Here is a 24,119-nt window from a genome sequence, read left to right on the forward strand (position 1 = left end):
CTTGATCTCGACTTGACGAAGAGCGACCCCGCGACCTTGGCGTGTTGCACGTAGGCGGGGTCGTCGATCAGGTAAGCCTTGCCGCCTCGGCAGAACCACATCGTAGGCTTGCCATCCCGTCGGCGGCGGCACGGTCCTGCCTTGGTCCGAAAAAAAGCCGGCGCCATCGAGGCGCCGGCTGTTCGTGCCGCGTGTTGCGGGTCGCTCAGAACTTGTAGCGCAGCGTCAGCATGGCCGACCAGCGCGACACCACGCGGCTGGGGTCGTAGAAGCCGCCGTCGTAGGTCTGCAGCTGCTGTGGCTGGTAATTGCCGCTCTTGTCGGTGGGCAGCGTGTACACGTACTGACCCTGCGCATTCACGCCGGCGTAGCTGGCGAGCGTGCGGGTCGGGTAGATGCCGGTGTTGCGCTGCTGTCCCCAGCCCTTGTTGAGCAGGTTGAGCATGTTGTAGACGTCCAGCCGCAGCTCGCCCTTGTTGCCCTTGAAGATGCCGGGCACTTCCTGCGAGAAGCTCATGTCCAGCTCGTTCACCCAGGCGGTGCGCGTGCCGTTGCGGCCGGCGATCTGGCCGCGGTGGTCCTTCAGGTATTTCTCGCTGGCCAGGAAGGCCTGGAACTGGTCGATCACCTGCTGGCTGGTGCCGGGCGCGTAGGCCACCTTCGGGTCGTTGGCCGACGGGATGTAGGCCGGATCCCAGCCGGAGACGCTGTCGCCGTTGGCATCGTTCTGGAACACCCAGGTGTAGGGCAGGCCGGTGTGGCCGCTGTAGAACGCCGACACCTGCGTCTGGTAGTCGCCGAAGAACGCGTGCTGCCAGGTCAGCGAGGCCTTCAGCACCTTGGCCACGTTGTAGTTGGAGGTGGCCAGCAGGTTGCTGTTGGGGTTGAGTCGCGCCACGCGCTGGTAGCCGTTGTAGGCGATGGTATCGGTGCCCGGATCGACGTCGGTGGCATGGTTGAAGGTGAGGCTGACATTGCCGGACCAGCTGTCCGAGAACGGCTTGGCCAGCGCCAGCGTCAGGCTGTCGGACTTGCCGCGATGGGTGTTGGTGAGCAAGGTGGAAGCGGTGCTGAAGGCGCGGTTCTGATTGGCCAGCGCATCCTTGGACGTGGGTGCTTCGCCCGGCGTCTTCCAGAACTGCAGGCGGCCGTCCGGCAGCGTGCCGGTGGGGTCGCCATAGTTCACCGCCTCGTACAGGATGCCGTCGCGCACCTTGATGTGCTGGTATTCGGCCGAGGCCAGCATGCCCCACCACGGCAGCTCGCGATCCAGCGCCAGGCTCATCTTCCACACGCTGGGCAGGCGGAAGTTCGGGTCGATGGTGTCGATCGAGCCCGCGCCGCCGCCGGCAGGGATGTTCTGGTGCAGCGGGTCGGGGCTGAACGGCGCGCTGGCCGGGTTGAACGAGGTGTAGTTGCGCAGGGTGACACCGTTGTTCTGGAACGGGTTGGTCATCCACACCGTCGGCGGGTTGGTCTGGAACAGGCCCACGCCGCCGCGCAGCTGGGTCTTGTAGCTGCTGTCGAACAGGTAGTTGAACGACAGGCGCGGCTCCACGATGCGGTTGGAGGAGCCGACCGTGTAGTTGTTGGCGAAACCGAAAGCCTGCGCGAAAGCCGCGTTGTAGACCGGCTTGTCGCTGGTATGCGGAATGTCCACGCGCACGCCGTACTGCACCGACAGCGCGTCGTTGACCTGCCAGGTGTCCTGCAGGAACGGGCTGTACTGGCTGTAGGTCCACTTGCCGGCGATGTCGTTCAACGCGTAGCCCGGCGCCGGGTGATACAGCTCGTACTTGTTGTAGTTGCCGGCGGCGAAGTTGGTCAGGCCCCAGAAGGTGTAGACGCCGAACTCGGCCTGGCCGAACAGGTTGTTGATCTTGTTGCGCTGGTAGTCGATGCCGCCCTTGACCGCGTGGTCACCCAGGACATAGGTGCCGGCCAGGAAGACCGAGGTCTTCTTGGTGTCGATGTGGTTGTAGTGGCGGTAGCGCTCCTCGCCCAGGTTCACCGACGGGCCTTTGCCGGTGGGCGACAGGTTGACGTTCACCGCCGGCTGCTGGAACGGTGCGGTGGTGTCCTGCACGTACTTCTGGTAGCCGACCTTGGCCTCGGTGGAGAAGTTGTCGGTCCAGTCGTCGAACACGTGCGCGACGTAATTGTCGGTGGTGATCGCCTTGGTGTAGGTGTAGCTGGTCAGGCCCACGCTGGACGGGCTGTTGCCGCCTACCGCCGGCAGCATCTCCTTGGTGCGCTGGTAGGTGAAGCTGGCGCGGTGGTTGTTGGAGATGTTCCAGTCGATCTTGCCCAGGTAGCGCTTGTCGTCGTAGGTCAGCCCGGTGGGGCCGCCGAAGCCGCCGGGCGTGAGGCCCAGCTGTTTGGCCGTGTCGATGATCTTCTGCAGGTCGCCCGGCGACACCTTGTTGCTGGTGGACGGGCCGTTGCCCAGCGAGTCGTCCAGGCCGTTGGCCGAATCGGCGCCGATGCCGGTGGTCTTCTCATGCTCGGCGGAGACGAAGAAGAACAGCTTGTCCTTGACGATCGGGCCGCCCACGTTGAAGCCGTAGGTGGCGTCCTTCCGGTAGCCCTTGTAGTGGTAGCCGGGGTTGCCGCCGGGCAGCCAGCCGGCATCGCCCACCAGGTGGTTGGCGTTGCGGTAGCTGTAGTAGACCGCGCCGTGGAAGTCGTTGGTGCCGGACTTGGTCACCGCGTTGACGTCGGCACCGACCACGTCGGAGACGACGTCATAGTTCGCCGTGGAGATGTTGTACTCGGCGATGGTCTCCGGCGAGATCGGCGATTTCTGGTAGGGCAGGCCGTTCGCGTTCAGGCCGAACGGATCACCCTGGGTCACGCCGTCCACCGCGATGTTGTTGTAGCGGTTGTTCATGCCGGCGGCGGAGATCGCGCCGGTGCCCTGGTCGGTCACGCTCACGCGTGGGTCCAGCCGCACCACGTCGTCGATCGAGCGGTTGCCCTGCGGGGTGGCCTGCAGCTGGCGCTGCGAGATGTTGGTGGAGAGACCCTTGTTCTCGGACGTGAAGGTCTGCGCCAGCGTCGAGGCGCTCACCGTCACCGCACCCAGCGTGCGCGCCGATTCGCTGCCGCCGCCCAGCGCCAGGTTGATCGCGGAGGGCTGGCCCAGCTGCAGGTAGACGTTGTCCTGCTCGGCGCCCGCCTCGCCCGGCCTCGACGCGGTAATCGTATACGGGCCGCCGGCGCGCAGGCCCTGTGCCGCATAGCGGCCGTCGGCGTCGGTGCTCACTGCCTTGGTGGTGCCCGAAGGCACGTGCACGATGGTCACGGTGGCGTCGGCCACCGGCTTGCCCTGCGCATCGAGCACGCGGCCGATGGCGCCGGAGGTGGTGATGTTCTGCGCGAAGACGGGAGAGATCGCCAGCAGCGAGGCGACGGCGAGCGGAAGCGTGCGGACGCGGATCATGGAAGCCATGGTTCCCTCGTAATGGTTTTTGTGTGTGTCCCCCGGAACGACAACGCCTCCCACGGAGGGAGGCGGTCGATGACGATGCGCCGGCTGCCGCCAGCGGCGAGGCGCATCTTAGGGTACGGATTGTGACAACCGCATGCGAGGGAGGCAAGTCGCGGGCCAGTCCCGCAGGCGTCAGAACGCCAGGTCGAACGCCACCTCACCCTGCACGCCGACCTGGTAGGCGGACACGCGGCGCTCGAAGAAGTTGGCCAGCTCCTGCACGTCCTGCAGGTCCATGAAGTCGAATGGGTTCTTAGCGCCGTACTGCTTCGGCAGGTCGAGCTGGGCCAGGCGCTGGTCGGCGCAGTATTCGAGGTACTGGCGCATGTCCTTCACCGACATGCCGGCTACGCCGCCCGACAGCACGTCCTTGGCAAATTGCGTTTCGCAGGCGATCGCCTCTTCCATCATCGCCTCGACCTGCGCACGCATGGCGTCGTCGAACAGCTCCGGTTCCTGCGCGCGCACCGTGCGTACCACCTCGAAGACGAACGCCATGTGCCCGCTCTCGTCGCGGAACACCCAGTTGGTGCCGGCCGCCAGCCCATGCAGCAGCCCGCGCGAGCGCAGGTAGTAGACGTAGGCGAACGCGGCGTAGAAGAACAGCCCCTCGATGCAGGCGGCGAAGCAGATCAGGTTGAGCAGGAACTGGCGACGATGCTCGCGCGTCTGCAGCCGGCGCAGGTCCTGGATCGAGTCGATCCACTTGAAGCAGAACGCACCCTTCTGCCGGATCGACGGGATCGTCTCGATCGCCAGCCGCTTTTGCGGATGACGCAGCAGGTAGCGGTCGTACACCGTGCGCAGGCCGAAGTATTCGAAGCGGCGGGTGGCCAGCGGGTCGATCGCGTCATTGAGCTTGCGCGCGTTGGCGCCCACGAAATCGCGCAGGCGGTCGTTGAGGATGCCCAACTCCGCGCCGCGTGCGATCGACTGCGAGTAGCTCTGGATCTCCTGGCCGCTGACTTCCTTGTCGATGTACGCGCCGAGCAGCCGCGCGGCCAGTTGGCCGTACTCGGGTTCCTCGGCGGTGAGTGCGGCGGCGGTGCGGATCGACAGCTGGTCCAGCTCGGCCGTAGTGGCGCCGTCGTACAGGCCGCCGATGGTCTTCAGGACGACCCGCAGCGGGTCGACACCGTGCAGGCCTTCGGCGCTGCGCGTCACCGCGCGCACGATCTTGTTGACGTCGACGGCTTCCTGGCCGCCATTGCGCTTGGTCACGTGCATGGAGGCCGCGCTGTGCGGCGGGGTCAGTGCGAACGTGGTGTCGGCTTCGCTGGCGACGGGGGATTCGGCGGGCGCGACGGCGCGCTCGCGTTCGGCGGTATCGAGGGCTTGCATGGCAGGTGGCTCCGGCTGGACATCAAACGCCTGCTCCCGCGCGCAGGGCCTGATAGCGACGGAGTCCGGAGGCGACGCGCCAGCCGTTGGCCCGACGGCGACCGGCTTCACGACGCACTTCCCCGCGGAAGCCGTCACTACGCAGCAGGACACGTTCGTCCCGCTGTGCCGGCAGGTCTTCGGACTTGCGGACGTGGATCGAGGCGATCCGCCTACTTGCTCCTGCTTCCCAGCCGCCGAGGGCCAGTGCATGTGGGTGCGTTCGTTTCCGCTTTACCGCTGCGGGGCAGTTCCGGAGTTACACCGGGATTCCCTTTTAAGCCCGACCGATGTCGCATCTGGTCGGGCACCGACAGGCACAACATATCGGGTGACCAGAGCAGGGTCGACCCAACAACTTGTGCATAAGTCGAATGCGTGCCGCCTGCGGCGAGTGCCTGCGCAGGCGGCGTGGGTTACAGCGCGTCGTGATCCAGCTCGCCGGTGCGGATGCGGATCACCTGTTCCAGCGTGCTGACGAAAATCTTGCCGTCGCCGATCTTGCCGGTGCGGGCGGAGGCCTGGATCGCCTCGATCACGCGATCGAGCTGGTCGTCGACCACCGCCACTTCCAGCTTGATCTTGGGCAGAAAATCGACCACGTACTCGGCGCCGCGATACAGTTCGGTGTGGCCCTTCTGGCGACCGAAGCCCTTGACCTCGGTAACCGTGACGCCCTGCACGCCCACCTCGGCCAGCGCTTCGCGCACATCGTCCAGCTTGAACGGCTTGATGATCGCCACGACCAGCTTCATGGAGGCTTCCTTGAAAGGTATCGGTTGGGTCGAGGCTGCATTTTGCCTGCACGGTGCATCATTGTCGCGCCGCGCGTGGCACGTGTAAGACAATCCCTACAGTTTTTGATGGAGCATACCGATGGCGCGTCCAATTTCTGTTCACCTAGTATTTACCTCGACGAGTTCGAGGCGCTATCCATGATGGATAGGCAGGATATCGACAAGATTGCCCTGCGACTTGTGTCGTTGGTACCGCCAGGGGTGGCACAGGCGCATCAGGATTTGCGAACCAACTTCCAGGATGTTCTGGCGCAAGGACTGCGCCGCCTCGACCTGGTCACCCGCGAAGAATTCGAAGTCCAGTCCCAGGTGCTGGCGCGTACCCGCGCCAAGGTCGACGAATTGGAGCGATGCGTGGCCGAATTGGAGGCCACGCTGGCTGCCCGCGCGGGTCAGTGACTACCGCCTCCCGGGAGCCGCCTCCGATCCGTCACCCTCACCCCGAGAACGATCGGAGGCGGTTATTTATTCAGCGCTGCTGATGGAGCCGCCAGATGCCCGTGCCTGTCAGCGACCGATCCCCCATGCAATGCCAGTCCGGGGTTGCATGAGTCTTGCCGTCACCCTCAGTCGCGCCCAGGAAGGGATCGCCGCACCGCAGGTGATGGTTGAGGTACACCTTTCCGGCGGCCTGCCAAGCACCAGCATCGTCGGCCTGCCCGAGGCCGCAGTGCGCGAGGCGCGCGACCGCGTGCGGGTGGCGATCCAGAACACCGCCTTCGAATATCCCGGCCGTCGCGTCACGGTGAACCTCGCGCCGGCCGAGCTGCCGAAGGATGGCGGCCGTTTCGACCTGCCGATCGCGCTGGGCATCCTCGCCGCCAGCGGACAGGTGCCGCGCGAGAAGCTGGACGATTGCGAGTTCCTCGGCGAGCTGGCCCTGACCGGCTCCCTGCGTGGCGTGTCCGGCGTGCTGCCGGCGCTGCTGCGCGCGCGCACGCGCGGCCGCCGCGTGGTGGTGCCGCGCGCAAACGCCAGCGAGGCGGCGCTGGTGTCCGACATGGACGTGCGCGTGGCCGACACGCTGGCCGAGGTGTGCGGCTGGCTGCGCGGCGCGCACGAGCTGTCGATGCCGGTGGGCATTCCCAGCGACGGCGGCGCCAACGGCGGCCCGGACCTGGCCGACGTGCGCGGCCAGCTGCAGGCGCGCCGCGCGCTGGAGATCACCGCAGTGGGCGGCCATCATCTGCTGCTGATGGGGCCGCCCGGCACCGGCAAGACCATGCTGGCCGAGCGCCTGCCCGGCATCCTGCCGCCGCTGTCCGAATCGGAGGCGCTGGAAACCTGCGCCGTGCTGTCGGTGGCCGGCCAGGTCACCGATCCGGAGCACTGGCGGCGGCGGCCCTTCCGCGCGCCGCACCACACCGCGTCGGCGGTGGCGCTGGTTGGTGGCGGTCCGTATCCGCGCCCGGGCGAGATCTCGCTGGCGCACAACGGCGTGCTGTTCCTGGACGAGTTGCCGGAGTTCAGCCGGCACGTGCTGGAAGTGTTGCGCGAGCCGATGGAGTCGGGCCACATCGTGATCTCGCGGGCGGCGCGGCAGTCGACGTTTCCCGCCCAGTTCCAACTGGTGGCGGCGATGAATCCGTGCCCCTGCGGCTACGCCGGCGACCCGCGCTGCCAGTGCACGCCGGACCAGATCCAGCGCTACCGCGCGCGCATTTCCGGGCCATTGCTCGACCGCATCGACCTGTGCGTGGAAGTGCCGCCGGTACCGCTGGCCGAACTGGGCACGCCGCGCAACCAACGCGACGAGGATTCCGCCACGGTGCGTGCGCGCGTGCTCAAGGCGCGCCGGCAGTCGCTGATGCGCGCGGGCCGGCCGAACGCCGAGATCAGCACGCGCGAGCTGGAGCGCGACTGCGCGCTGGGGCCGGCCGAGCGGCGCTGGTTCGAGTCGGCGCTGGAACGACTGGGCCTGTCCGCCCGTGCCTACCATCGCGTGCTGCGGGTGGCCCGCACCATCGCCGACCTCGATGGCGGCGCCGCCTTGCTGGAGCGCGAGCACCTGGCCGAGGCGCTGCAGTACCGGCGGTTCTAGGTAAGGCCTGAACAAGCCCTCATCCCAGCTTGACCAGCCTCCGGCTGTTGAAAGGCGCCTCGCTGGGATGACGAGCAGGAACTTGATCAGAGCATCCCTGGACGCGGTCGGTACCTAGCGGTGAGCAAAAGCAGGTACACGCCTTTCTCTCACTTCTCGTTCCTCTCCACTTGCTCCTGGTCTTTCGCGCCGGTACAGCAGGCAGGAGCGCGCCCTGTGCGCAAGCTTTCCGCCACGTGACGAAGAGCATCGTGCACAGAGTGCGCTCCCGCGCGCCCTTCACGCCGCCGAGGCCTGCTTGAACTGTGCCTCTTCGGTCGAACCCTTCAGCGCGGTGGTCGAGGACTGGCCCTGCTGGATCGCCTGGGTCACCTGGTCGAAGTAGCCGGTACCCACCTCGCGCTGGTGCTTCACCGCGGTGAAGCCGCGCTCGGCGGCGGCGAACTCCTTCTCCTGCAGCTCCACGAACGCGCTCATCTGGCGCCGCGCGTAGCCGTGGGCGAGGTCGAACATGCCGTAGTTCAGGCTGTGGAAGCCGGCCAGGGTGATGAACTGGAACTTGTAGCCCATCGCGCCCAGTTCCTTCTGGAAGTTCGCGATGGTGGCGTCGTCCAGGTTCTTCTTCCAGTTGAAGCTGGGCGAGCAGTTGTAGGCCAGCATCTTGCATGGGAACTTCGCGTGGATCGCCTCGGCGAAGCGGCGCGCGTCATCCAGGTTCGGCTTGCTGGTCTCGCACCAGATCAGGTCGGCGTACGGCGCGTAGGCGAGGCCGCGGCTGATCGCCTGGTCCAGGCCGGAACGCACGCGGAAGAAACCCTCGACGGTACGCTCGCCGGTGATGAACGGGCGGTCGTTGGCGTCGACGTCCGAGGTGAGCAGGTCGGCGGCGTCGGCGTCGGTGCGCGCCACCAGCAGGGTGGGCACGCCGGCGACATCGGCGGCCAGGCGCGCGGCGTTCAGCTTGTCCACCGCCTCGCGGGTCGGCACCAGCACCTTGCCGCCCATGTGGCCGCACTTCTTCACCGAGGCCAGCTGGTCCTCGAAATGCACGCCGGCGGCGCCGGCCTCGATCATCGCCTTCATCAGCTCGAACGCGTTCAGCACGCCGCCGAAGCCGGCCTCGGCGTCGGCCACGATCGGCACCAGCCAGTCGCAGTCGTCCTTGCCCTCGGCGTGGTGCAACTGGTCGGCGCGCAGCAGCGTGTTGTTGATGCGCTTGACCACCAGCGGCACCGAGTTGGCCGGGTACAGCGACTGGTCGGGATACATCTCGCCGGCCACGTTGGCGTCGGCGGCGACCTGCCAGCCGGAGAGGTAGATCGCCTGCAGGCCGGCCTTGACCTGCTGCATCGCCTGGTTGCCGGTGAGCGCGCCCAGCGCGTTGACGAAATCTTCCTGGTGCAGCGATTTCCACAGCCGCTCCGCGCCGCGGCGGGCCAGCGAGTGTTCCACTGCGACGGTGCCGCGCAGGCGCACCACGTCTTCGGCGGAATAATTGCGCTGCACGCCGGTCCAGCGCGGGTTGTTGTTCCAGTCCAGGGTGATCTGTTCGGCGGTGGGCAGGGTGGTGGTCTTCATGGCGTGGCTCCGGTTGTTTTAGGCCCCTCTCCCGCTGGGCGAGGGGTTGGGAGAGAGTTCGGGCGAAGCGTGCTGATTCGCTCCGTGCGTACCCTCATCTGCCCTTCGGGCACCTTCATTCGGCACATCCCTGTGCCTCATCCTTCGGGCGGCTTGCGCCGTGCAAATCGGCAGTCCTGCCGATTTGTCTCCCGAGGGAGAAGGGGTAATCGTCAGAGTTGTTCGTAGGCGGGCACGGTGAGGAAGTCGCCGAGCTGGTCGGCATGGGTCATCGCGCCGAGTAGCGCGGCGGCGGCGTCGGCGCGCGCGGCGCCGGGGTGCCGGCTGTCGCGCAGGCGATGGGTGTGCGCGGCGACGGCGTGGTCGAACAGGGCGAAGTCGATCGGCGCGTGGTCGGGGAATTCGAGATCTCCGTGATGGAGCCACTGCCACAGCTGCGCGCGGGCGATCTCGGCAGTGGCAGCGTCCTCCATCAGGTGGTGGATCGGCACGCAGCCCAGGCCATCCAGCCAGGCGGCGGTATAGCGCAGGCAGACCTCGACGTTGTTGTCGAAGCCGGCGCGGGTGACCGTGCCGGCCGGCGCGGCGAGCAACTGCTCGCGGCTCACCCGCACGTCCTCGCGCAGCACGCCGAGTTGGTTCGGCGCGGGCATGTATTCGTCGAACACCGCTTGCGCCACCGGCACCAGCGCGGGATGCGCCACCCAGGTGCCGTCGTGGCCGGCCTTGACCTCGCGCAGCTTGTCGGCGCGTACCTTGGCCAGCGCGGCCTCGTTCGCGGCCTCGTCGCCCTTGATCGGGATCTGCGCCGCCATGCCGCCCATCGCGAACGCGCCGCGGCGGTGGCAGGTCTGGATCAGCAGATCGGAATACGCCTTCAGGAATGGCACCGTCATCTGCACCTGGCCGCGCTCCGGCAGCAGACGGTCGCGGTGGCCGCGTAAAGTCTTCAGGTAGGAAAAGATGTAATCCCAGCGGCCGCAGTTGAGCCCGACCGCGCGGCGGCGCAGCGCGTGCAGGATCTCGTGCATCTGGAACGCCGCCGGCAAGGTCTCGATCAGCACGGTGGCCTTCATCGTGCCGACCGGCAGCTGCAGCTCGTCCTCGGCGACGGCCATCACCGCGTCCCACAGCGCGGCTTCCTCCATCGCTTCGAGTTTCGGCAGGTAGAAATACGGGCCGCGGTCGCTGCCGTGCAGCGCGCGGGCGTTGTGGAACGCGAACAGGCCGAAGTCGACCAGCGCGCCGGCCATCGGTTCGCCGGCCACGCTGAAGAACTTGTCGTGCAGGTGCCAGCCGCGCGGGCGCACCACCAGCACGGCCGGATTGTCGTTGACGCGGTAGCTCTTGCCCTCGGGCGAGGTGAAATCGATCGTGCCGTTCACCGCGTCGAGCAGGTTGAGCTGGCCGTCCAGCTGATTGGCGAAGGTGGGCGCCGAGGAATCCTCGAAGTCGGCCATGAACACCTTCGCGCCAGAGTTGAGCGCGTTGATGATCATCTTGCGCTCGACCGGGCCGGTAATCTCGACGCGGCGGTCCTGCAGCGCAGCCGGGATCGGTGCCACCGTCCACTCGGCTGCGCGGATCGACGCCGTGTCGGCACGAAAATCCGGCAGGCCGCCGGCGTCATAACCGGCCTGGCGCTCGCGCCGGGCCTGCAGCAACTGCTGCCGGGTGGGTTCGAAGCGGCGGTGCAACCGGGCCAGGAAGTCCAGCGCCGCGGGGGTCAGGATGCCTGCGTAACGTGCCGGATCGGCGTGGATCTCGACGGTGCCGAGGTCAAGCCGTTCCTGTGGGACTGCCATGGGTTTGCTCCGTGTCGTGGGTGACTCGAAGCTAGGCCAGCAATCATGTATTTGACAAAGTGAATGTTTCAATCATAAATATTGATAAATTCAATCTGTAACACAATTGACTGAAATCATTCGATGAAAAAGCACGCGGGCACGCCAAACAAGTCAAAAAAAATACACCGCAGCGCAGCAAAAAAGCGCGCTGGCGGCGAGCCCGCCGACGCGGGCCGCTTCTACTACAAGGGCAACCGCCACAAGCAGCTGCGCGCCTTCGTCAGCGTGGTGAAGCTGGGCACGCTGACCCGGGCCGCCGAGGCGCTGTTCCTGTCGCAACCCACCATCAGCCTGCAGTTGCAGGCGCTGGAGCGCGAACTGGGGGTGAGCCTGCTGGAACGCCGTCGGCGGCGCATCAACCTCACCGACGCGGGCGAGGCGCTGTACGAGCTGGCGCGACCGCTGGTCGAGGGCTGGGATACGCTGGACCGTGACTTCCAGGCCCGGGTCAAGGGGTTGCAGGCCGGCCGGTTGACCATCGCTGCCGGCACCTCGACCATCCAGTACCTGCTGCCTGAGCTGGTACGCCGCTACCGCGAGCAGTACCCGGCCGTGCAACTGCAGCTGGCCAACGTCACCGGCAAGGACGGCCTGGCGCTGCTGCGTGCGGACGAGGCCGACTTTGCGGTCGGCTCGATGCTGGACGTGCCCAACGACATCGCCTGGGCGCCGGTGCAGCACTACGACCCGATGCTGATCATGCCGCCGGACCATCCGCTGGCGGCGAAGGAGAAGATCACGCTGGAGGACATCTCGCCGTACGGCCTGATCCTGCCGCCGCAGCGGCTGTCCACCTACCGCCTGGTCGACCTGGTGTTCCAGCAGCGCCAGGTTCCCTACCACGTGGCGATCGAGGTGGGCGGCTGGGACGTGATCAAGGAGTACGTGGCGATGGGCATGGGCATCTCGATCGTCACCGGCATCTGCATCACCGCCGCCGATCACGCGCAGCTCGCCGTACGCAACATGAAGCAGTACTTCCCGCAACGCGGCTACGGCGTGGTGATGCGCAAGGGCAAGTTCCTCAGCGCCGAGGCGCGCGCCTTCGTCGACCTGATCCGCCCCGGCCTGCTGACCCACCGCGACTACGATGAGCCTGGGCATTCGGGGCGTTGAGCAACAACCCCGCGGCGTTGCGGAAACGCCAGTTCCAGTCCTGAACCGGTCGCCGCGTGGTGGTCAGATGTTGCGGTGCTTGCCCCGGAACGGCGCGTAGAACGCGCGCAGGCGGGCGAGGTCCGCTTCCATGTCGGCGCTGGTGTCGAACAGCGGACCGAGCTGGATGGTCTTGTCGGGGTAATGGAATGCCACCGGGAAGATCGGCACGCCGGCCTCGCGGGCGATGCGCCAGAAGCCGCTCTTCCAGCGCTTCACCGGCTTGCGCGTGCCTTCCGGCGCAATGCCCAGCCAGAGTTTTTCGCGCTGGCGGAACTGGTCGATCATCTGCTCGACCACGCCTCTGGCGGCGCCACGGTCGATCGCCATGCCGCCGAGCCGGCGCAGCAGGCCGCCGAGCGGTCCGCGGAACAGTTCCTGCTTGGCCATGAAGTGCACGTCGGCACCGATCGCCACCTTGAGCAGCAGGCCCCACACGCCGTCCCACCAGGACGAATGCGGCGCGACGATCAGCACCAGTTTCGGCACATCGGGAAACTCTCCGGCCAGGCTCCAGCCGCGCAGGCGCAGCACGGCGCGGCAGGTCTTGCGTTGCCAGCCGTCGCGCAACCTGGGCATTTGCGCCGGCAACTGGTCCGGCGTAAACAGGCGTCCCCTCATTCGAGGTCCGGTTTGCGCGAACGCGTCTGCTTGATCTTGCCGCGCTGCTGCTTGCCGGCCAGGCGGCGCTCCCTGGAGGCGCGGGTCGGCTTGGTGGCCACGCGCTTCTTTGGCGGCAGCAGCGCGCCGCGGATCAGTTCGGCCAGCCGCTCGCGCACGTCATCGCGGTTGCGCCCCTGATCGCGGAAGCGGCGGCCCTGGATCACCAGCACGCCGTCGGCGGTGAGCCGGCGATCGCGCCGGGCCAGCAGCCGCTCGCGCACTTCGTCCGGCAGCGAGGGCGAGCTTGCCACGTCGAAGCGCAACTCCACCGCGCTTTCGGTGCGGTTCACGTGCTGCCCGCCGGGACCGTCCGCGCGCAGGAAGCGCTCGACCAGTTCGGATTCGGGCAGGGTGAGGGTGCGGCTGATGGTCAGCATGCGGGAAGTGTAGGGGATCGAATCGGTGGGCCGAAACGGGGATGCCGCTGGTGCGGCAGGAGCCCGCTGGCGGGCGATGCGGTTGCCTTTGCGAATCCCGAATCCCGAATCCCGAATCCCGAATCCCGAATCCCGGCTTTCAAGGCATCGCCCGCCAACGGGCTCTTACGGATTTTTCAGCGCAGTCGACCAGTCGAAGCGCTCCAGCAAGGTGCGGTACTCGCCATCGAGCGGCGCCTGCAGCGACATCGACTCGCTCGTCTGTGGGTGGCGGAAGTCCAGCCGCCACGCGTGCAGCAGCATCCGGTGGCAGCCGAAGTGTTGCTTGTACAGCCGGTTGTGGTCGCCGCGGCCGTGCTGGCAGTCGCCGATCACCGGGTGGTGGATGTGCGCCAGGTGCTTGCGGATCTGGCGGAAGCGGCCACTTTCCGGCTCGGCCAGCAGCAGGGCGTAACGCTGTTGCGGGTAGCGGCCCAGCGCGATCGGCACCCCGACCGTGGCCAGCCGCCGGTAGTGCGTGCGCGCCTCGCGGCGCGGGCCGGTTTCGCGCGAACCGGGCAGCGGGTAGTCGATCACGCCTTCGGCTGGTTCCGGCCAGCCGCGCACCACGGCGAGGTACCGCTTGTGCATCAGGCGGCCCATGAACTGCCCGCCCAGCGCGGCGGCGACTTCTTTGCTGCGCGCCACCAGCAGCACGCCGCTGGTGGCGCGGTCGAGCCGGTGCGCCAGGTACACGCTGTCACCCACCTGTTCGCGCAGCAGGTCGATCAGGAACTCCTCCGCGTTGCCGACCATCTTCGAACGATGCACGGCAAGGTTCGCGGGCTTGTTCACCGCGATCAGCGCATCGTCCTGGTAGAGAATGTCGAGCATTTGCCTGAGCTTTTTGTGTGTAGGAGCCCGCTGGCGGGCGATGCCTTGAAAGCCGGGATTGGGGATTCGGGATTCGGGATTCGCAAAGGCAAGAGCATCGCCCGCCAGCGGGCTCCTACGGAAGCGGTCAGTGCGAGCGTGGCCAGCCGATCGCGAACGCGAGCAGGCCTGCGATGCCGGCGCCCAGCGGGAGCCAGATACCGTGTTGCGGCGCCAGTGTCCACAAGAGGGTCGAGCCGATCAGCAAGGCGCTGCCGAGCAGGCCGCAGGCGAGCAGCTTGTGCTGGCGGCGGGCGATGTCCAGGCTCAGCTTCAGCGCCAGCGGATCGCTCGCCACGCGTGGCTCGCCGCGTGCGAGCCGGCCCAGCGCGTCGCGCACCAGTCCGGGGAATTGCGGCGCCTCGTGCAGCCATTCCGGCAGCCGCCTGCGCACCTCGCGCAAGGTGTGTCGCACGCTGTAGCGTTCGCGCAGGATGCGTTTCAGCACGGGATGCGCCACCGCCCAGATGTCGATCTCCGGATCGAGCATGCGGCCGACGCCCTCGATGTTGAGCAGGGTCTTCTGCAGCAGGATCAGCTGCGGCTGCAGGGTCAGCTGGAAGCGGCGCGCGGTCTGGAACAGCTTCACCACCAGCTCGGCCAGCGAGATCTGTGCCAGCGGGCGGGTGAAGTACGGCTCGCACACCGTGCGCACCGCCGCTTCGAGCTCGTCCAGGCGCACGTCGGCGGGCATCCAGCCGGCGTCCACGTGCAGCTTGGCGATGCGCGCGTAGTCGCGTTCGAACAGCGCGATGAAGTTCTGTGCCAGCCAGTACTGGTCGGCCTCGGGCAGCGAGCCCATGATGCCGAAGTCCAGCGCAATGAAGCGCGGTTCGCCGACGCGCGACGGGTCGACCCAGATGTTGCCGGGGTGGGCGTCGGCGTGGAAGAAGTTGTCGCGGAACACCTGCTCGTAGAACACCCGCACGCCCTTGGCGGCGAGCGCCTTGCGGTCCAGCCCGGCGGCGTCGATCGCGGCGATGTCGTCCGAGCTGATGCCGTGCACGCGCTCCAGCGTCAACACGCGCGCACTGGTCAGCTCCCAGTGCACCTCGGGCACGTAGAGGTCGGTGCCGCTGGCGAAATTGCGCTTGAGCAGGCTGGCGCTGGCGCCTTCGCGCTGCAGGTCCAGCTCGTTCTCCAGCATCTTCTCGACTTCGGCCACCACGTCCAGCGGGCGGATCTTGTCGGCGTTCGGGTGCCAGCGTTGGGCCAGCTCGCCCAGCGAGCGCAGCAGCTTCACGTCGCGGGCGATCTGCGCGTCGATACCAGGGCGCAGTACCTTCACCACTACCTCGCGGCCGTCGTGCAGGGTGGCGGCGTGCACCTGGGCGATCGAGGCGGAGGCCAGCGGCATTTCGTCGAATTGGGCGTATAGATGGCCAATCGGCAATTTCAGTTCACCCTCGACGATGGCCCGTGCTTCGCTGCCGGGGAACGGCGCGACCTGATCCTGCAGCAGCGCCAGCTCGTCGGCGATGTCCGACGGCACCAGGTCGCGGCGGGTCGACAGCACCTGGCCGGCCTTGACGAAGATCGGCCCCAGCTCGGTCAACGCGTGGCGCAGGCGCGCGCCGCGCGGCAGGCCACGGATGTCGATGCGCGGACGCGCCACCAGCGGGCGCAGCAGCTTCAGCGGACGGTACAGGTGGGTGGCGTCGACCAGTTCGTCGAGCCGGTACGCCAGCAGCACCGAGGCGACCCGCAGCAGGCGCGGCACCACCTTCAGCGGCGTCACGCGGCGTGGTCCTGCAGGCGCTGCAAGAGGCGCTGCACGCGCGATTCCAGCCGTTCGCTGCGTTCGCGTACGTCGTCCACACCGTCGAGGAACCCTTCGACTTCGCCTGGCGCCATGGCCACGCGAACCTCGTCGCGTAGCCAGTCGGCGCTGTCCTCGGTGAGATGGCTGGCGGTCTCGCGGGCGTGGGTGAGGCCCTTGCGCACGGCTGCCGCCAGCGGCACGCCGAGCACGTCGCCGAACGTGCGCGCGAACGCTTCCTCGAAATCCGGGGCGAACTTGCCGGCCAGCTTTTCCAGCCGGCGCGCCAGCTCGGCGTCGCCGGCGATCTCCACCTTGCCCGGCGCGACGCCGCCGTCGTCGCGGCGGAACATCATCGCCAGCAGGCTGCCCGGCGTGGCGGCCACCTTCAGCTGGCTGTCGTCTTGCGGCGGGCCGACTTTCAGGCGTGCGTCGTCGACCGTGACGGCCAGCGCGATTTCCGGCCCGCGCAGGTGCAGCTGCACGCTACGACCGTTCAGCGTCGCCAGCCGTTGCTGTGTGTCGGGGTCCAGCGACAAGGTGTGATTCAGCGCGGTTTCCAGCGCGCGGCCGGCGAGCTTGCGCAGCGGCTGCGGCAACCAGGAGTTGGGAGTGGCGGCGTTCATCCGGCGATTGTAGCGGGGCGGCGCGGGCGCCGCCGGGATAGGGAATGGGGAATAGGAAATCGGAAGGGCGCTCTTCCGCCAGCTTGAAGGGGACCGCGGGCGCCACCGCTTTTGCTCTTGCCTATCCGATTCTCGATTCCCTATTCCCGGCTCCAACGAAGCCGAGTTGGCGCCACGCTTCGTAGACGGCCACGGCGACGGTGTTTGACAGATTCAGGCTGCGACTGTCCGGACACATCGGCAGGCGCAGGCGCCGTTCGGCGGGAATGGATTCCAGCACCTCACCCGGCAGGCCGGCGGTTTCGCAGCCGAACAGCAGCGCGTCGCCGTCGGCGAAGCGGGCGTCGACGTGGGCGACGTGGCCGCGGGTGCTGAAGGCGAACACCCGCGGCGCGCCGATCGCGTCGAGGCAGCTGGCCAGGTCGTCGTACACCGCGACGCTGGCGTACTCGTGGTAGTCCAGCCCGGCGCGGCGCAGGCGGGCGTCGTCGAGCGCGAAACCGAGCGGGCGGATGAGGTGCAGCGCCGCGCCGGTATTCGCGCACAGGCGAATCACGTTGCCGGTATTCGGCGGGATCTCGGGGCGGAACAGGATGACGTGCAGCATCCGGCCATTATCGCGTGTGCGCGCACGTTTCGTCGCAGGCTCAGCCGTCGACCGGCGGGCAGACCACGCCGTCCGCCGGCAACGCGCAGCTAGCCGGCGCAGCCAGCAGGATCGCTGCGACGCTGCCGTGGGTGGTGAGCTGCGCCGCATCCGGGGCGATCGTCATCATCGCGCCGAGGATCAGGCCGCAGACCGCCAGGCAGGCGATGAACAGGCCGCGCAACATCAAGGTCTCGAATTTCATGGTCATGGCTCCGATGAATGAAGGGAAGTCCTTGCCAAGCCGTTGGTGCAATCCCTGTGCCAGGTCGCGTTACGTGTACAAGTTGTTGATTTGGCGCGGTTCAACAACCCGGTGGCGCGGGTGCAGGATTGTCCGCGGACAATCGTCCGCCCGCCGGCGGACAGCCGGACAGGTTGGCAGCGGCCTGTGCCGCAAGTCATTTGCGATGCCATCGGGGTGCCGCTAGCCTGCGTGGACTTGTCCGTGAAAAGGAGGTTCACCCGTGAAAAAGAAGCCCCTTGTGCTGCTCGTCGCCGGCCTGCTCACCCTGGTTGGCGGTGTACCGCTGGCCCTGGCCGCTCCCACTCCCGACAGCGCTGTCGCGGTCGCGCTGACCCAGCAGATCCCCGAGCTCGCCTGGACCCGCTTCATCCTGCCGAACGGCCTGACCGTGGTGGTGCATGAGGACCGCAAGGCGCCGGTGGTGGCGGTGAGCGTGTGGTACCACGTCGGTTCGTCGTACGAGCCGAAGGGCAAGACCGGTTTCGCGCACCTGTTCGAGCACCTGATGTTCCAGGGCTCGGAGAACCACAAGGACGAATTCTTCAAGCCGTTCGAGCTGGCCGGCGCCACCGACCAGAACGGCACCACCTGGCTCGACCGCACCAACTACTTCGAGACGGTGCCCACCAGCGCGCTGGACATGGCGCTGTGGATGGAATCGGACCGCATGGGCCACCTGCTCGGCGCGATCGGCCAGCCGCAGCTCGACGAGCAGCGCGGCGTGGTGCAGAACGAGAAGCGCCAGGGCGAGAACCAGCCCTACGGCCGCGCCAGCGAGCTGATCCAGGCCGAGGCATTCCCGGCCAACCACCCGTACCACCACGACACCATCGGCTCGATGGACGACTTGAACGCGGCCTCGCTGGGCGACGTCAAGCAGTGGTTCCGCGACTACTACGGCGCGGCCAACACGGTGGTGGTGCTGTCCGGCGACATCACGCCGGCGCTGGCGAAGGAGAAGATGCTGACGTACTTCGGCGACATCGCCGCCGGCCCGCAGGTGCCGCGGCCGCAGCCGTGGATCGCACCCCGCGACAAGTCCACCCGCGGCTCGATGACCGACAACGTGGCGCAGGTGCGCATCTATCGCGAGTGGAACGTGCCCGGCCGCGGCAGTCGCGACGAGAACCTGCTGGAACTGGCCGCCGCCGTGCTGGGCGGCAGCAAGACCTCGCGGCTGTACCAGCGGCTGGTCTACCGGGACAAGCTGGCCGACGACGTCTCGGTCGACGTCGAGCAGCACGTGCTGGCCAGCCTGTTCAACCTGCAGGTGGACGTGAAGAAGGGCGCCGACCCGGCCAAGGTCGAGGCAGCGATTGCCGACGAGTGGCGGAAATTCCTGAAGGACGGCCCCAGCGCCGACGAACTGGCGCGGGTCAAGACGGAAACCCGCGCCTCGTTCGTGCGCGGGCTGGAGAAGGTCAACACGCAGGCCTCGATCCTGGCCCAGGGCCAGCTGTATCGCGACGACCCGGGCGCGTACCTGAAGGACTTCAGGGAGTACATGGCGGCTACGCCGGCGCAGGTCAGCGCGGTGGCGAACAAGTGGATCGCCAGGGGCGACTACACGCTGACCGTGGTGCCGGGCAAGGTCGAAGCCACCGACATGGCCACCGTGGCCGGCCGCGCCGCAGCCAGCGGTGCGCTGGCGCCGGTGCTGTCGGCGAAGGGCGACTACCGCACGGTGAAGAGTGATCTCGACCGCAGCAAGGGCGTACCCGAGGTCGGCGTCTTCCCGGACCTCAGCTTCCCCGCCTTGCAGCGCGGCAAGCTGGACAACGGCGTCGAGGTGATCCTGGCCGAGCGCCACACGGTGCCGGCGGTGCAGCTGCAACTGCTGTTCGACGCCGGCTACGCCGCCGACCAGGACCGCAAGCTCGGCACCTCCAGCTTTACCATGTCGATGCTGGACGAAGGCACCAAAACGCTCGATTCGGTGGAGATCGCGAAGCGCAAGCAGCGGCTTGGTGCGATCATCGCCAGCGGCTGCGGGCTGGACTACTGCAACGCCACGCTGAACGCCCTGGACGACCAGCTGAAGCCGTCGCTCGAGCTGTTCGCCGACATCGTGCGCAACCCGGCGTTCCGCGAGGCCGACATCGGCCGCCTGCGCGGCCAGTGGCTGGCGCGCATCGCGCAGGAGAAGAGCCAGCCCACCGGCATCGCGCTGCGCACCCTGCCGCCGCTGCTGTACGGCAAGGGCCACGCCTATGCGATCCCGTTCACCGGCACCGGCACCGAGGCGTCGATCACGTCGATCACCGCCGCCGACATGCGCGCGTTCATGGGTGACTTCATCCGCCCGGACAACCTGCGCATCCTGGTCGCCGGCGACACCACGCTGGACAGGATCATTCCGCCGTTGAACGCCGCGTTCGGCAACTGGAAGGCGCCGGTCGGCAAGGTGCCGGCGAAGAACATCGGCAAGGTCGCACCGCCGAAGCAGGTGCGCGTGTACCTGGTCGACCGCCCCGGCGCGCAGCAGAGCCTGATCCTCGCCGGCAGCCTGGCGCCGTCCACCGAGGCACCCGACAACCTGGAGATCCAGACCATGAACGGGGCCTTCGGCGGCACCTTCACCTCGCGCCTCAACATGAACCTGCGCGAGGACAAGCACTGGGCCTACGGCGCCTTCAGCTTCCTGCAGAACGCGCAGGGCCAGCGCCCGTTCATGCTGTATGCGCCGGTGCAGACCGACAAGACTGCGCCGTCGGTGGCCGAGATGCTGAAGGAGGCGAAGGCGGTGATCGGCGACCAGCCGCTGACCGCGCAGGAGATCGGCAAGATCAAGGTCGGCGACGTGCGCAGCATGCCGGGCAGCTACCAGACCACCGCGGCGGTGATGGGCGCGCTGCAGGGCATCGCGCTGTACAAGCGGCCGGACGATTACGTGCAGACCCTGAAGTCGCGCATCGAGGCGCAGACCGATGCGTCGGTGGAGGCGGCGGCGAAGCAGGTCATCCACCCCGACCAGCTGACCTGGGTGATCGTCGGCGACCTCAACAAGATCGAGGCGCCGATCCGCGCGCTGAAGCTCGGCGAGGTGCAGGTACTCGACGCCGACGGCAAGCCGGTGAAATGAGTCCGTGCGTGGCGCTGGTATCCGCCGCCGCCACGCGTTGTGCATCGGTTGGGGGACGCGCCGCCGTCCCCGCGCTAGGATGGAGGCTGGGCCGGCAACGCCCGGCCTCCTTCATGTCCAAGCCACCGTCGCGGAGCCACCCATGCGCAAGACCCTGCTGTTGCTCGTCCCCGTCCTCCTGCTCGGCGCCTGCAGCTGGGGCATCACCCTGGACGACGCCGCCAAGAACGTGCGCACGGCGTGGAGCGGCGACGTCTCCTCCTGCCGCGAGCTGGGCAAGGTCACCGTCTCGGTGATGAGCCGCGTCGGCCCGGTCGACCGCAACGACATCAAGGTGCGCGACGAACTGGAAGTGATGGCCCGCAACGAAGCCGCCAAAATGCACGCCGACACCATCAAGCCGCTGGCCGAACCGGCCGACGGCTCGCAGCCGTGGGGCGCGTACCAGTGTGGCGCCAACCGGCCCGCGCCGACCGGCGTGCCGGCCAGGTCCAGCTCGGCGCCGGGACAGACCCAGACATTCCCCATTCACGGCGGCTGAGCAGTTCCCGTCCGATCATCGGAAGGCGCCCTGGGGCGCCTTTTTTCATGCCCGCGGCGCCGGCTGCTTGCCCGGCGGCGAGGACATGCATAACATACATATATTGATATTACATAAATTAATAGAATCCATAGCAGCTAGTTGAGCCATCCCATGAACAGCTTCCTCGCCACCGAGCAACGGCTTGCCGTCACCTGCCGCCGCCACCCCGCATTTCCGCGCGAGCCGGCGGTGCTGGTGCGGCTGGTCAAGCACGCCTACAAGCAGTTGCATGACGACGCCAATGCCCTGCTCAAACCGTGGGGCATCAACCATCCGGAATACAACTTGCTGATGATGCTGTACGGCACCGAGGGGTACGCGCTGAACCCCACGCAGCTGGCCGAGGCGGCGGGCGAAAAATCCGCGAACATCACGCGGCTCGGCGACGCACTGTGCGACAAGGGGCTGATCGGGCGCGACGGCAGCAGCGAGGACCGGCGCAAGGTCACCTTCACCCTCACCGAGGCGGGCGTGGCGATGGTCGAGAGTTTCCTGCCCGGGGTCTGCAGTCTGCTGGAACGGCAGGGCGCCGGCCTGTCGCCGCGCGAATTGGCCCAGCTGGAAAAGCTGCTGAGGAAGTTCCTGGATCACCTCGGACAGAGCTGAGACATGTCCGCCGCCGCCGTCGAATCCGCGCAGCGACCATCGCGCCAGCCGTGGCTGGCCGACTTCCTCACCGGCGAGGGCCAGTCGTGGATCTTCGTGCTCAAGGCCGCGCTGGCGCTGTACGTGGCGACCTGGCTGGCGATGTGGCTGCAGCTGGAAAAGCCCTCGACCACGATGATCACCGTGCTGCTGCTGATGCATCCGCAGAGCGGCATGGTGCTGGCCAAGAGCTTCTACCGGGCGATCGGCACGCTGGCCGGCAGCGTGTTCGGCGTGCTGCTGATGGCGCTGTTCCCGCAGCAGCGCGAGCTGTTCCTGCTGTCGCTGTCGCTATGGGTGGCGCTGTGCGCCGGCGGCGCCACGCTGTACCGCAACTTCATGTCCTACGGCTTCATGCTGGCCGGCTACAGCGCCGCGATCGTGACCATGCCGGCGATCACCAACCCGCTCAACGTGTTCGATTCGGCGGTGATGCGGGTGAGCGAGGTGCTGCTGGGCGTGATCGTAGCCGGCACGGTCAGCGACCTGGTCCTGCCGGGTCGCCTGCGCGAGGTGTTGCGACGCAGTGCGCGCGAACAGTTTGGCCACTTCCTGGACTTTGCCCGCAACAGCACCGGCGGCGCGATCGCCCGCGCCGACATGGAGCAAGCCTACCTGCGCTTCGTGCGCGCGGCGGTGCAGCTGGAAAACCTGCGCGCCGCGGTGATCTTCGAGGACCCCGAGGCGCGCGCGCGCAGCAGTCGCATCCGCCTGATCAACCAGCTCTACATGGCGGCCACCACCACCTTCCAGTCGGTGCATCACCTGATCAACCGGCTGCAGCGCAGCGGTCGCGCCGACGTCGCCGATGCATTGGTCGCGCTGTACCAGCCGATCGGCCAGGCACTGTCGCCGGAACCGGCGCAGCAGCACGACCCGGCGGTGCTGGCGCCGCGGCTGCAGGCCTGCGAGCGGAGCGTGCCGGCGCTGGCGCAGCAACTGCGCGCCACGCTGCCGCAAGTCGCGCAGACCGATTTCGACACCGGCGCGATCTTGCTGCAGCGCTTCGCCGACGAGCTGCGCGATTTCACCCTGGTCGAGAATTCGCTGCGTGCCAAGCGCCTGCGCGGCAACGTGGAGCGGGTGCAGTTCCGCCGCGGCAACGACCATGTCGGCGCCGGCCTGGCGGTGCTGCGCACTTTTTTCACCATGACCGCGCTGAGCGCGTTCTGGCTGGCCAGCGGCTGGCCGCATGGGGCCAGCGCGATGCTGATCGCCACGATCTTCGCCGGCCTGCTGTCGATGGCGCCGAACCCGGTTTCGACGGCGTTCCGCACCCTGTTCGCGCAGGGGCTGGGCATGGCGGCGGCATTCGTCGTCACGTTCGGCTTGCTGCCGAGTTGCGACGGCTACGCCATGTTCGTCATGGCCACGCTGCCGTTGCTGATTCCCGGCTACTACGTGCAGTCGAAGCCGGCGGTTTCGACCACGGGCGTGGGCTATGGCATCGGTTTCGTCTCCAGCATGCTGCTGACCAACCAGATGAGCTACGACCCAGCGTTCTTCCTCAACGAGGCGATCGCGCAGCTGGCCGGGTTCGCGCTCAGCGCGGTGGCCTTCATGGTGATTCCCGCGATCACCGGCAGCGGCTGGCAGCGCGCGCGCCAGCTGCGCCAGTTGCGCCGGCAGGTGGTGCAGGCCGCCAGTGCGCCGCTGGCGGGGTTGGCGTACCGCTTCGAGAGCGTCAATCGCGACCTGTTCCTGCAGGTGGTGACGTATACCCGGCCGGACAGCCGCGAGTCGCGCGACCTGCTGGCCTGGGCGCTGACCGTGCACGAGTGCGGCCGCGGCCTGATCGAACTGCGCCAGGACATGGCCGGCAGCCTGTTGCCGGCTACGGTGGAGCAACTTGCGCAGCAGGCGGTGCAGGCCGTGGCAAGGCTGTTCGAGGCGCCGGACCACGTGCGCTGGCAGCAGGCCGAGCAGGCCGTCGCCGCGGCGATCATGGGAATCTTGCGCAACCAGCCGGGCGCACAGTCCGGCAGTCGCCGCATGCTGTTGCACCTGCATCAACTGCGCAGCGTGCTGCGCGACGACGAGTCGGCGTTGGCACCGTACATGCCCACGGCGGCGGAGCCTGCCCATGCCTCTTGAAATAGTGATCGGCGGAGCCATGATGCCCAGCCTTGTCGTGGTCTTCGGCGGCTGCCTGCTGCTGATGTGGCTGCTCGACGCGGTGATCGGCCGGCTCGGCCTGTACCGCTACGTACTGCATCCGTCACTGGTGCGGCTGGCGCTGTTCGTCTGCCTGTTCGGCGCCGCCGGACTGCTGCTGATCCACTGAGTCCATG

The 24,119-nt window shown here is 67.6% G+C and carries 20 protein-coding genes and 1 riboswitch; of the genes, 8 read left to right on the plus strand and 12 right to left on the minus strand.

Translation table 11 applies throughout. From position 1 onward, the window contains the following. Positions 1-205 precede the first annotated feature (205 nt). From LRK53_RS03350 to glnK, 3 genes are all read right to left on the minus strand, one after another. The gene (locus tag LRK53_RS03350) at positions 206-3,451 is read right to left on the minus strand and encodes a TonB-dependent receptor (RefSeq protein WP_027491349.1); all 3,246 of its coding nucleotides are present in this window, start codon (positions 3,449-3,451) and stop codon (positions 206-208) included. Between the two features lie 171 nt (positions 3,452-3,622). Beyond that, positions 3,623-4,831 carry a ribonucleotide-diphosphate reductase subunit beta gene (locus tag LRK53_RS03355; protein ID WP_081666524.1) on the minus strand — a complete coding sequence of 403 codons (1,209 nt, stop codon included), beginning with the start codon at positions 4,829-4,831 and terminating at the stop codon, positions 3,623-3,625. Positions 4,832-4,984: 153 nt separating this feature from the next. Further along, a riboswitch (cobalamin riboswitch) is annotated at positions 4,985-5,199 on the minus strand. A gap of 87 nt (positions 5,200-5,286) precedes the next feature. Continuing rightward, on the minus strand, positions 5,287-5,625 hold the full coding sequence (gene glnK, locus LRK53_RS03360; RefSeq protein ID WP_008437572.1) for a P-II family nitrogen regulator: 339 nt from the start codon (positions 5,623-5,625) through the stop codon (positions 5,287-5,289). A gap of 180 nt (positions 5,626-5,805) precedes the next feature. Here glnK and LRK53_RS03365 point away from each other — a divergent pair, with 180 nt between their 5' ends. Both LRK53_RS03365 and LRK53_RS03370 read left to right on the plus strand, forming a co-directional pair. After that, positions 5,806-6,066, plus strand: coding sequence for an accessory factor UbiK family protein (locus LRK53_RS03365; RefSeq protein ID WP_027491348.1), 261 nt, complete (start codon positions 5,806-5,808; stop codon positions 6,064-6,066). A gap of 148 nt (positions 6,067-6,214) precedes the next feature. Continuing rightward, positions 6,215-7,708 carry a YifB family Mg chelatase-like AAA ATPase gene (locus tag LRK53_RS03370; protein ID WP_027491347.1) on the plus strand — a complete coding sequence of 498 codons (1,494 nt, stop codon included), beginning with the start codon at positions 6,215-6,217 and terminating at the stop codon, positions 7,706-7,708. Positions 7,709-7,987: 279 nt separating this feature from the next. On the opposite strand, the gene aceA is transcribed toward LRK53_RS03370, so the two are convergent. Beyond that, positions 7,988-9,286 carry an isocitrate lyase gene (aceA, locus tag LRK53_RS03375; protein ID WP_027491346.1) on the minus strand — a complete coding sequence of 433 codons (1,299 nt, stop codon included), beginning with the start codon at positions 9,284-9,286 and terminating at the stop codon, positions 7,988-7,990. 212 nt (positions 9,287-9,498) lie between these two features. Continuing rightward, on the minus strand, positions 9,499-11,091 hold the full coding sequence (gene aceB / locus LRK53_RS03380) for a malate synthase A (protein ID WP_235642499.1): 1,593 nt from the start codon (positions 11,089-11,091) through the stop codon (positions 9,499-9,501). A 123-nt stretch (positions 11,092-11,214) separates the two neighbouring features. On the opposite strand from aceB, the gene LRK53_RS03385 reads away from it, so the two are divergent. Further along, positions 11,215-12,249: a LysR family transcriptional regulator gene (locus LRK53_RS03385; protein WP_027491344.1), complete on the plus strand. Its 1,035-nt coding sequence runs from the start codon at positions 11,215-11,217 to the stop codon at positions 12,247-12,249. A gap of 63 nt (positions 12,250-12,312) precedes the next feature. Here the strand turns inward: LRK53_RS03385 and LRK53_RS03390 are convergent, their stop codons facing one another. The 7 genes from LRK53_RS03390 to LRK53_RS03420 form a co-directional block, all read right to left on the minus strand. Further along, positions 12,313-12,909, minus strand: coding sequence for a 1-acyl-sn-glycerol-3-phosphate acyltransferase (locus LRK53_RS03390; protein WP_027491343.1), 597 nt, complete (start codon positions 12,907-12,909; stop codon positions 12,313-12,315). After that, positions 12,906-13,328 (minus strand): alternative ribosome rescue aminoacyl-tRNA hydrolase ArfB, encoded by a 423-nt coding sequence (arfB, locus tag LRK53_RS03395; RefSeq protein WP_027491342.1) that lies wholly within the window; start codon positions 13,326-13,328, stop codon positions 12,906-12,908. The genes LRK53_RS03390 and arfB overlap by 4 nt, the downstream gene beginning before the upstream one ends. Before the next feature lie 165 nt (positions 13,329-13,493). After that, entirely contained in the window at positions 13,494-14,201 is a 708-nt protein-coding gene (locus tag LRK53_RS03400; RefSeq protein ID WP_027491341.1) for a pseudouridine synthase, read from the minus strand. Between the two features lie 127 nt (positions 14,202-14,328). Next, complete coding sequence (gene ubiB / locus LRK53_RS03405) at positions 14,329-15,978, minus strand: ubiquinone biosynthesis regulatory protein kinase UbiB (protein WP_037088790.1); 1,650 nt, start codon at positions 15,976-15,978, stop codon at positions 14,329-14,331. After that, a complete protein-coding gene (locus tag LRK53_RS03410) occupies positions 15,975-16,625 on the minus strand; it encodes a ubiquinone biosynthesis accessory factor UbiJ (protein ID WP_027491339.1) in 651 nt (216 codons plus the stop codon). The genes ubiB and LRK53_RS03410 overlap by 4 nt, the downstream gene beginning before the upstream one ends. A gap of 121 nt (positions 16,626-16,746) precedes the next feature. Further along, positions 16,747-17,232, minus strand: a complete 486-nt coding sequence (locus tag LRK53_RS03415) for a tRNA (cytidine(34)-2'-O)-methyltransferase (protein WP_027491338.1) — start codon at positions 17,230-17,232, stop codon at positions 16,747-16,749. A 40-nt stretch (positions 17,233-17,272) separates the two neighbouring features. Further along, the gene (locus LRK53_RS03420; RefSeq protein WP_027491337.1) at positions 17,273-17,476 is read right to left on the minus strand and encodes a hypothetical protein; all 204 of its coding nucleotides are present in this window, start codon (positions 17,474-17,476) and stop codon (positions 17,273-17,275) included. A 262-nt stretch (positions 17,477-17,738) separates the two neighbouring features. Between LRK53_RS03420 and LRK53_RS03425 the strand changes: the two genes are divergently transcribed. The 5 genes from LRK53_RS03425 to LRK53_RS03445 all read left to right on the plus strand — a co-directional run bounded on the left by LRK53_RS03425 (position 17,739) and on the right by LRK53_RS03445 (position 24,112). Next, positions 17,739-20,600, plus strand: coding sequence for a M16 family metallopeptidase (locus LRK53_RS03425; RefSeq protein WP_235642500.1), 2,862 nt, complete (start codon positions 17,739-17,741; stop codon positions 20,598-20,600). Between the two features lie 142 nt (positions 20,601-20,742). Further along, the gene (locus LRK53_RS03430) at positions 20,743-21,141 is read left to right on the plus strand and encodes a DUF4156 domain-containing protein (protein WP_027491335.1); all 399 of its coding nucleotides are present in this window, start codon (positions 20,743-20,745) and stop codon (positions 21,139-21,141) included. Between the two features lie 153 nt (positions 21,142-21,294). Continuing rightward, complete coding sequence (locus tag LRK53_RS03435; protein ID WP_027491334.1) at positions 21,295-21,789, plus strand: MarR family transcriptional regulator; 495 nt, start codon at positions 21,295-21,297, stop codon at positions 21,787-21,789. A gap of 3 nt (positions 21,790-21,792) precedes the next feature. Next, positions 21,793-23,922, plus strand: a complete 2,130-nt coding sequence (locus LRK53_RS03440; protein ID WP_235642501.1) for an FUSC family protein — start codon at positions 21,793-21,795, stop codon at positions 23,920-23,922. Further along, positions 23,912-24,112 carry a DUF1656 domain-containing protein gene (locus LRK53_RS03445; protein ID WP_027491332.1) on the plus strand — a complete coding sequence of 67 codons (201 nt, stop codon included), beginning with the start codon at positions 23,912-23,914 and terminating at the stop codon, positions 24,110-24,112. Before LRK53_RS03440 ends, LRK53_RS03445 begins: the two co-directional genes overlap by 11 nt. Positions 24,113-24,119: the final 7 nt, after the last annotated feature.

Source organism: Rhodanobacter thiooxydans, assembly GCF_021545845.1.
Classification (GTDB): Bacteria; Pseudomonadota; Gammaproteobacteria; order Xanthomonadales; family Rhodanobacteraceae; genus Rhodanobacter.